The following is a 9,539-nucleotide window of genomic DNA, read 5'->3' as shown; positions in this document are numbered from 1 at the left end:
AAGAGGAACCAGAGTTTGTGGACAGAGGAAACGGTCATTTCGTAGCTTGTCATTTAGATCCGGAAGAAATTTAGTTAAAAGTAGAAATTGATATGTGTTAATTTTATTTTATCTAATAGTGAAACAACTATCAATTGATAGTTGTTTCTTTTATAATTGCATATTAAAATATTTTTATTTGACTCATAATCTAAACTTATATATAATTAATATTAAAGTAGTAGAAAATTAATTATAAAGGGTTTTACATTTATAAATCATGAATATTATATTTAGAAAAAGGTTTTATCTATAGTTTCATTATTATAGATAGCATTAACTTTGGAGGGAAGTAAATGATTAAAATTGATGCTAGAGGTTTAAATTGTCCTGAACCAGTAATTAAGACTAAAAAAGCTTTAGAGGAAGAGAATTTAGTAGTTGCCTTAGTTGATAATGAAACTGCTTGTAAGAATTTAGAGAAGTTGGGTCAAAAATTAAATTGTAGTACAGAAATTTTAGAATTAGATGATGACTTTCAAATTACCTTGTCTCAAATTGAAGAAGAGGTTGCTTCTTCATTAACTTCGGCTGAATTAGAAGGTGGAGAAGATCAAAATAAGGTTTACTTTATTCGATCTGATGTTTTAGGGAATGGAGAAGAAGAATTAGGAGAATTATTGATTAAAGGATTCATATATACTTTAACAGAAACCGCTCCACTACCAAAATCAATCATATTTATTAATGAAGGAGTTAAACTACCTACTTTAAATAAAGAGATTAAGCAGAATTTAAAAATTTTAGAAGAAGCAGGAGTAGAGATTCTTTCTTGTGGTACCTGTTTAGAATATTATAATTTAGAAGATAAATTAAAAGTAGGAGAAGTAACTAATATGTATACTATTGTTGAAAGGTTGAATTCTAATCCAGTAGTTACGGTATAATGAGTGAAAAACTAACCAATTAATAGTTGATGAATATAATACAATATATGAGGTGTTGATATAAGTGGATAAAAAACGATTAACTGAGTTAGCTAAAAGTGGTGGTTGAGCAGCAAAATTAGGTCCTGAGACCTTATCGCAAGTTTTGCGATCAATCCCCGAGTTAACTGATGAACGAGAATTAGTTGGGCTAGGTACCTCTGATGATGCATCAGTGATAAAACTGAATGAAGAACAGGCTTTAATTCAGTCACTCGATTTCTTTACACCAGTAGTAGACGATCCATATCTTTTTGGTAAGATAGCAGCTACTAATTCCTTAAGTGATATCTATGCTATGGGTGGAGAAGTTTTAAGTGCCATGAATATTGTTGGCTTTCCATCATGTTTAGAAATAGAGGTTTTAGAACAGATATTACAGGGAGGAGCAGCTAAGGTTAAAGAAGCAGGCGCTATTTTAGCAGGGGGGCATACTATTGAAGATGATGAACCTAAGTATGGTTTATCAGTGAGTGGATTAATTGCTCCTGATCAATTGATAACTAATGCTGGCGCTAAACCAGGAGATAGGTTAGTCTTAACTAAACCAATAGGAATAGGTGTTACTATTACAGCAATGAAGGGTGGCATGATTGCTGAGGAAGAGGATAATCCAGCTATTGAGGCGATGATTACATTAAATAAAGAGGCAGCGGAGGTTATGAAGCAAGTGGGAGTTAATGCTTGTACTGATGTAACTGGTTTTGGTTTTTTAGGTCATCTTTGGGAGATGGTATCGGCAAGTAAAGTAGGAGCAGAGATTGAATTTGGTCAAATTCCACTTTTGCCTAAGGTGATTGAGTGGGCAGAGATGGGCTTAGTGCCTGGAGGCGCCTATCGAAATCAAGAATATATTAGTGAAGATATAGATTTTGCTGCTAACATTAATGAAGCTAAAAGAGATATTCTCTTTGATCCACAGACTTCTGGTGGCCTTTTGATTTCAGTTGTCGAAAATAAAATAGAAGAATTAATTAATAAATTGGATGAAAGAGGCGTTAAAGCAGTAGCTGTTGGAAGAATTACGGATAACACCTCAAAAATCAAAATTAAGGAGTAGACGAAATGTGAATGTAAGAGAGTACGGTTTAATAACCTTTTATTCGACTCATCATGCTTTAAAGGCTGAAAAAATTTTAAAAAATGCAGGAGTAGAAGTAATGATGATTCCAATTCCTAAGGAGATAACTGCTAATTGTGGAAGTGGAGTTAAGTTTAATATAAAGGATTTAGGTAGAATTAATAGTTTAATTAAAAGAAGTAATTTAAGATTTTGGGGTTGTTATAGGATTGAACAATATAATCGTAAAAAACGCATTGAAAAAATTAGCCTAAAAATGTAATACAAAACAATTAGTTTTTTTGTAGTTTTTGACTTTCGACATTTTTCGTGCTATAATTATATATATTCTATATGTTTTAGAACCATAGATGACAAACGTATGTTATCTATGGTTAATTTTGTTATTTAATGACGAATTACTGCTTGTTTTAGGAAGGAGTGAGTAGGATACAGAGAGAATTTAATAGTTAATGTAGAGGTAGATGAACTAATAACGAAAATTAATTAAACAATCAATTAGGAGGGAATAGTGGAGAATGTCTAATAGAAAAAGTATAGCATTGTTCTTGATTTTAGGTTTAATGGTTTTAGCATTAGTTGGTTGTGGACAATCAGGACAGCAGGCAAACCAGAAATCTCAGTCTCCAAAAGAAGCTAAGCAAGAAACTAAAGTAGCAGAAAAGGATAAGTATGGTGGAGTCTTTCAAGGGAGAGTAGCTTCAGATCCACCAAGCTTAGATCCAGCACATATTACGGATACAACTTCTCATAAGGTTGCAATGAATATTTATAATGGTTTAGTTAAGTTTGATAAGAATTTAAATGTAGTACCAGATATCGCTAAATCGTGGGATGTTTCTAAAGATGGTTTAGTTTGGAAATTTAACTTAAAAAAGGGAGTTAATTTCCATAATGGAGACCCAGTTACTGCTAAAGATTTTGTTTATTCCTTTACAAGAATGGTTAATCCTGAGACTAAGTCAGAAAGAGAATGGTTATTTACTAGTATTGAAGGAGTAGAAGAATTTCAAGATGGTAAGGCAGATAAAGTATCAGGCTTAAAGGCTATTGATGATTATACATTACAGATAACGTTAGATGAACCTTTCACACCATTTTTAACTGTATTAGGTATGGTTAATGCATCGGTGGTTTCTGAGAAAGCTATTGAAAAGTATGGTGCTGATTATGTAAATCATCCAGTAGGGACTGGACCCTTTGAATTCATAGAATGGCAGCATGATAATAAAGTAGTATTAGAAGCTAATGAAGATTATTTTGATGGCCGACCATATTTAGATAAAATCGTTTATCGGGTAATTACTGAAGCGTCGCCAGCTTTTGCTGAATACGAACAAGGTAACATTTATGCTATGGTTGATGGAGATATTCCGATGGGACAGATGCCGAGAGTATTAAATAGTGAAGAGTTTGCTGATGAAGTAAATAAGACTCCTTTATTAGGAACTTATTACTTTGGATTTAATACTACTAAAAAACCTTTTGATAATGTAAAAGTTAGAAAAGCGCTCAATTATGCTGTAAATAAGAAAGCGATTGCTAAAGTATTAAAGAATGGCACAGTAAAACCAGCTAAGGGTATCTTGCCGCCAGGGATGCCAGGACGTAATAAAGACTTAGAAGGGTACCCATATAATCCAGAAAAGGCTAAGCAATTATTAGCTGAAGCTGGGTATCCAAATGGACTTCCAGGTGAATATGAATTAATTTATAATACAAGCAAATCTCATCAAGCTATTGCTGAGGCAGTACAAGCTAACTTAAAAGAAGTAGGAGTAGATGTAAAGCTATCTAATTTAGAATGGGGTAGTTATATTAAACGAGTAGATAATGGTGAAACTCAGATCTTTAGATTAGCATGGATCGCTGATTATCCTGATCCAGATAATTTCTTATATGTATTATTTCACTCTAAGAACGCTGGGCCTGGTGGAAACGGAGCTTTCTATCAAAATCCAGAGGTTGATGAGTTATTAGATAAAGGACGAAAGATGAAGGCAGGTAAAGAACGTAAAGAGCTTTATGCTAAGGTAGAACAGATGGTAATGGGTGATGCACCATGGATTCCTGTTTATTATTACACTAGAGTAGGCCTTCAAAAGCCATTTGTAAAAGGTTATACAATGACAGCTTTGGGACCATTACCGTTGGATGATGTTTGGTTAGATAAGTAGATTTAAGTTGTAGAATTGTAAATTGATATAATAAATTTAAAGGAAGCAATTGCTGATATCAGTAATTGCTTCCTTTATAAATAGCTTAAAATAATTTTTAGTTTTACAATTAATAGAGAAGTTGTAATTAATAATCTAACTTGACAAGCTGACATAAGTTATATTATAATTATTAACAAAGTAGTATAATTATAATGCACGAGTAGTGAGTAGAGAAGTTGATAATAAAAATTAAAGAATGACTAATTAGAATGAGACTGAGTAGTTTAGTAGGTATATGGTAGGAGAGGTGCATTCTTAATAAGGGATTATTATACCTATTTTTACTCTAAACTGTACTTAGTTTAGGGTTTTTTATTATTAATTAAGAATTTGGGAGGGGAGCATGATGAAAAGCTTAAGAGAAGAAGAGAAGATGGCAAGTTTAAATAAGAAGGAGAAGGTAGTATATTGGGCGAAGAGTGATCCTTTTTTAAAAGTAGAAGAGTTAGCTGAGAAGGTAGAGACAACCCCTCACTATGTTAGGACGGTATTATCAGAAGCAAAGTTATCATTAACTAAGTTGAGAAAGAAATATGCTCGTAAAATGGAGAAGTTGTCTAATTTGTCGTCTAATCAGTTTTTAATAGACATTATTAATATTTTAGATTTAGAAGTTTTATCAACTGAAAAATTAGACAGAGTGATTTTGAATGATTATCAAAGTTATCAACAGTTAGTAAAGGATAATAATTTTCAAGAGAGAACTTCGATAATTTATGACCAAAATGAACCAATATTGATTAATACTACTCTTTTATTACCAAAAGAAGATAAAGTAGATAGTAAGCATGAGCTAGATAATCTTTTAAATGCTAAATCTTCTAATATCAACTTTACTAATCCCATATTGGAAATCGAAGAAGCAAATTATGATTTGGCAGAGTCCTTACAAATACAGCTAGGAGCTTCAATATTTAAAGTTAGTTGTAAGATTATAGTTAAGGGTGAAGTCCAAGGGTTAGATATTGTCTATCTTCGCAATGACAATTGTCAGATTAGCTTGAGTGGTAAAGATACTTCATTTCAAATTAAGAAAGCAAATTAATTTTAAGTTGACAAATATTATATGATATAATATAATTATCTTTGAGTAGTCAGTATTATAGCTAGTAGTGAATATTATTTAATCAAACATATTGTAATATCTAGAAAATAGAGTAGTTTAGAAGAGAGAGTAATTAATGATTTATTATAAAGTGAAGATTCTTAATTTTTGAGGGACAACTCTTCTCTAGACTATTTAAGTTTAGAGAAGAGTTTTTTATGTTAAATAAGGTGACATATATAAGTTACTTATTTATTAACATTAATGGTTAATTGTGTAATTCAATAAGGAGGTGGGTGACGGGCATAAAGTAAAATGATAATTATGTAATTAAGTAAATACATAATTTATCAATTGTTTGATTAATTTTCAGAAAAGAAAGACTTTGAGTAGAAAAGAATTTGAGGAGGTAGAATTAATGTTTAAGAAGAGTATTGTATTAGCTTTAATTATTGCTGTAATCGGATTAACTCTAGTAGGTTGTGGACAACCACAACAGACTTCAGAACCTGCACCTGAAAAGAAAGCAGAGCAGACTGGAGAAAATGTAGAGCCAAAAACAGGAGGAACATTAGTCTATGGTCGTGGTGGTGATTCAGTTAAATTAGATCCTTCTGATGTAACTGATGGAGAGTCAATGAAAGTTACAAAGCAGATATTTGATGGTTTAGTAGAGTATAAGCCTGGCAAGACAGGGGTTGAACCAGCATTAGCTAAGTCTTGGAAGACATCTGATAATGGATTAGTTTGGACTTTCAATTTAAGAAAAGGAGTTAAATTCCATGATGGAACTCCTTTTAATGCTGATGCAGTAGTATTTAATTTTAAACGCTGGATGAATAAAGACCACAAATATCATGATGGTGAATTTGTTTATTGGGGATATATGTTTGGAGGTTTTCCGGGTGTAGTTAAGTCAGTAAAAGCTACTGATGAGTATACGGTTCAATTTACACTTAAAGAGAAATCAGCACCGTTCTTAGCTAATTTAGCTATGGCACCATTCGCTATTTCAAGTCCAACAGCTATTAAGAAATATGGTGAAAATTACTTTAAGCATCCGGTTGGAACAGGAGCATTTAAGTTTGTAAAGTGGGTTAAAGGTGACCGAATTGTTTTAGAAGCAAATAAGGATTATTGGGAAGGGCGACCTTATTTAGATAAGATAGTCTTTAGAGCTATTCCGGACAATACAGCTAGATTTATGGAGTTACAGTCAGGAAGTATCGATATTATGGATGGTGTTAATCCAAATAGTGTTCCTCAACTTAAGAACTCAGATAAACTGAAGTTATCACTAAGACCAAGTATGAATGTTGGTTACTTAGCTATGAACTTCATGAAAGAACCATTTAATAATCCGTTAGTGAGGAAGGCTGTTAATCATGCTATTAATAAGAAAGAGATTATTGAAGGTTTGTATGCTGGATTAGCTAAGCCAGCTAAAAACCCATTGCCACCTTCTTTATGGGGATATAATGAGGGTATCGATCCTTATGAATATAATCCAGAAAAGGCTAAAAAATTATTAGCTGAAGCTGGTTATCCAGATGGATTTAAGACTACGTTATGGGCGATGCCTAATCCAAGACCATATATGCCACAGCCAAAGTTAATTGCCCAGGCAATGCAAGCTGATTTAAAAGCAGTTGGCATTGAGGCAGAGATTAGGACTTATGATTGGGGTACTTATCTTCAGAAGACTGAGAATGGCGAACATGATATGGCATTATTAGGATGGACAGGTGATAATGGAGATCCAGATAACTTCTTATATGTATTATTAGATAAAGATAATGCAGTTAAAGGAAGTGCTGGTAACATAGCTTTCTATAAGAGTGATGCTTTACATGAGATCTTAATTAAAGCTCAGAAGACACTTGACCAGAAGAAGCGTGCTAAGATGTATAAAGAAGCACAGGAGATTATTCATAAAGATGCGCCATGGGTGCCAGTTGCTCATTCAAATCCACCAATTGGTTTAAAGAATAAAGTCATGGATTATGTACCAAGCCCAGTAGGTGTAGAAAAATTAAATAAAGTTTGGGTTAAGTAGATTAAAGTAAAGGTAAGAAAGATTAGTAAGTAATTAGAGTATATGTGGTATATACCACATATACTCTAATTCATGTCTAGATATTAATTAATATTTGTGGTACTATTTGGCTAGGATTGAAAGAGGAGGTTGTAGCAGATAAATGTTAAACTATATTATTAAGAGATTACTATTATTAATTCCAATTATTATTGGTGTTTCAATAGTTGTTTTCATGATTGTTCATTTAATTCCTGGAGATCCAGCTAGAATTATGCTAGGGGAAAGAGCAACGGCGGCAGATTTAGCTAGGATAAGGGCAGAATTAGGACTTGATGATCCTGTATATCAACAATATTTTAGATTTTTAAAGAGAATTGTAAAAGGGGATCTAGGGACTTCGATTATGACTAATAATCCGGTAGGAGAAGAGTTGTTGGATCGCTATCCTGCTACTATTGAATTAACGATATTTAGTATGTTAATTGCAGTATTAATTGGAGTGCCGGCAGGAATAATTTCAGCGACTAAGCAGTATTCTTTATTTGATTATATAAGTATGTCAGGGGCTTTATTAGGAGTATCAATGCCTATCTTTTGGTTAGGATTAATGTTAATTTGGGTTTTTGCTTTACAGTTAGGGTGGTTTCCGGCTTCGGCAAGAATTAGTGTAGGTGTACAGTTAGATACGATTACTAACTTTTATGTATTAGATAGTATTCTAACTGGAAATTGGACAGCTTTAAAAGATGTGCTCTGGCATCTATTTTTACCAGGAATAGCATTAGGAACAATACCGATGGCAATTATCGCGCGGATGACTAGATCAAGTATGTTAGAGGTTTTGAGTAATGATTATATCCGTACTGCTTATGCAAAAGGGTTAAGTAAGAGAGTGGTAGTCTATAAACATGCTTTAAAGAATGCTTTAATTCCAATTATCACAGTGATCGGTTTACAAGCTGGGATTCTATTAGGTGGGGCAGTAATGACTGAGACCATCTTTTCTTGGCCAGGAGTAGGAAAGTATTCATTTGATGCGATTATGGCTAGAGACTATCCAGTAGTTCAAGGCTGTATTTTGGTCTTATCGATTACATTTGTACTTATTAATCTATTAGTAGATATTATTTATGGGTTTATCGACCCTAAAATTAAATATAATTAAGGAGGTGCAGTAATGACAAGTAGTAATATTGAAGCTCCAAAACAGGGAACTGATTTAGATGTTCCAGCTCAAGAAGGTGAAAGTAGTAGTTTATGGAAAGAAGTCGGTAAAAGATTATTAAAGAATAAAACAGCTGTCTTTGGTTTAGGAATCATAGTTACTTTAATTATTGTAGCTATATTAGCTCCCCTTCTTGCACCATACAGACCTACTGAGACAGATATAATTTCTCGTTTAAAGGCTCCATCGGCTAACCACTGGTTAGGTACTGATGAATTAGGAAGAGATATTTTAAGTCGACTTATTTATGGTTCAAGGATATCATTACAAGTTGGTGTGATTTCAGTAAGTATTGCTCTAGTTTTTGGAGCCATTTTAGGTTTAATTGCTGGGTATTATGGAGGTTATTTAGACAATTTAATCATGCGGATTATTGATATAATGTTAGCTTTTCCTAGTATCTTATTAGCAATTGCAATTATGAGTATCTTAGGACCACAATTAAAGAATGCAATGATAGCAATTGGAATTGTAAATTTACCGCGATTTGCGCGTATAGTTAAATCATCTGTACTGACTGTAAAAGAAGAAGAATATGTAGAAGCTGCTAAGGCTTTAGGTGCTAATGATAGTAGAATTCTATTTAAACATTTACTACCAAATTGTATGGCACCGATTATCGTACAGGCTACTTTAAGTATTGCTACGGCAATTTTAGAGGCAGCTGGGCTTAGCTTCCTAGGGTTAGGAGCACAGCCACCAACACCAGAATGGGGAGCGATGTTAAGTGCTGGACGAACTGCGATTCAAGTTGCTCCTTGGGTAGTAGCTTTTCCCGGCTTAGCAATAATAATTACAGTCTTAGGTTTTAACTTATTTGGAGATGGCTTGCGCGATGCATTAGATCCTAAAATGAAAGATAACTAATAAATAAAGTATAACTAAAGTGAGGTGCAATGATGAGTAAAGATGTAATCTTAGATGTTAACGAGCTACAGACCCACTTCTTTGTAGAAAAAGGAGTAG

At 33.2% G+C, this 9,539-nt stretch carries 8 protein-coding genes; all 8 read left to right on the top strand.

The features are described from left to right. The first annotated feature begins 335 nt into the window (after window positions 1-335). The 8 genes from yedF to nikC all read left to right on the top strand — a co-directional run bounded on the left by yedF (window position 336) and on the right by nikC (window position 9,440). Window positions 336-926, top strand: coding sequence for a sulfurtransferase-like selenium metabolism protein YedF (gene yedF / locus BM077_RS13395; protein ID WP_089751151.1), 591 nt, complete (start codon window positions 336-338; stop codon window positions 924-926). Between the two features lie 64 nt (window positions 927-990). Then, on the top strand, window positions 991-2,025 hold the full coding sequence (selD, locus tag BM077_RS13390) for a selenide, water dikinase SelD (protein WP_089751150.1): 1,035 nt from the start codon (window positions 991-993) through the stop codon (window positions 2,023-2,025). A gap of 7 nt (window positions 2,026-2,032) precedes the next feature. Further along, window positions 2,033-2,308 (top strand): putative Se/S carrier protein, encoded by a 276-nt coding sequence (locus BM077_RS13385; RefSeq protein ID WP_176941739.1) that lies wholly within the window; start codon window positions 2,033-2,035, stop codon window positions 2,306-2,308. A 256-nt stretch (window positions 2,309-2,564) separates the two neighbouring features. Beyond that, window positions 2,565-4,223, top strand: a complete 1,659-nt coding sequence (locus BM077_RS13380) for an ABC transporter substrate-binding protein (protein ID WP_089751146.1) — start codon at window positions 2,565-2,567, stop codon at window positions 4,221-4,223. A 388-nt stretch (window positions 4,224-4,611) separates the two neighbouring features. Continuing rightward, on the top strand, window positions 4,612-5,310 hold the full coding sequence (locus tag BM077_RS13375) for a hypothetical protein (protein WP_089751143.1): 699 nt from the start codon (window positions 4,612-4,614) through the stop codon (window positions 5,308-5,310). Window positions 5,311-5,728: 418 nt separating this feature from the next. Further along, window positions 5,729-7,366 carry an ABC transporter substrate-binding protein gene (locus BM077_RS13370; protein ID WP_089751140.1) on the top strand — a complete coding sequence of 546 codons (1,638 nt, stop codon included), beginning with the start codon at window positions 5,729-5,731 and terminating at the stop codon, window positions 7,364-7,366. A gap of 142 nt (window positions 7,367-7,508) precedes the next feature. After that, on the top strand, window positions 7,509-8,513 hold the full coding sequence (locus tag BM077_RS13365) for an ABC transporter permease (protein ID WP_089751138.1): 1,005 nt from the start codon (window positions 7,509-7,511) through the stop codon (window positions 8,511-8,513). 12 nt (window positions 8,514-8,525) lie between these two features. Next, the gene (nikC, locus tag BM077_RS13360; protein ID WP_089751135.1) at window positions 8,526-9,440 is read left to right on the top strand and encodes a nickel transporter permease; all 915 of its coding nucleotides are present in this window, start codon (window positions 8,526-8,528) and stop codon (window positions 9,438-9,440) included. Window positions 9,441-9,539: the final 99 nt, after the last annotated feature.

The organism is Candidatus Frackibacter sp. WG13 (genome assembly GCF_900114655.1).
In the GTDB taxonomy this organism is placed as follows: domain Bacteria; phylum Bacillota; class Halanaerobiia; order Halobacteroidales; family Acetohalobiaceae; genus Frackibacter.
The sequence above is the reverse complement of the archived record's forward strand: the minus strand, read 5'-3'. Positions and strand labels throughout refer to the sequence as shown.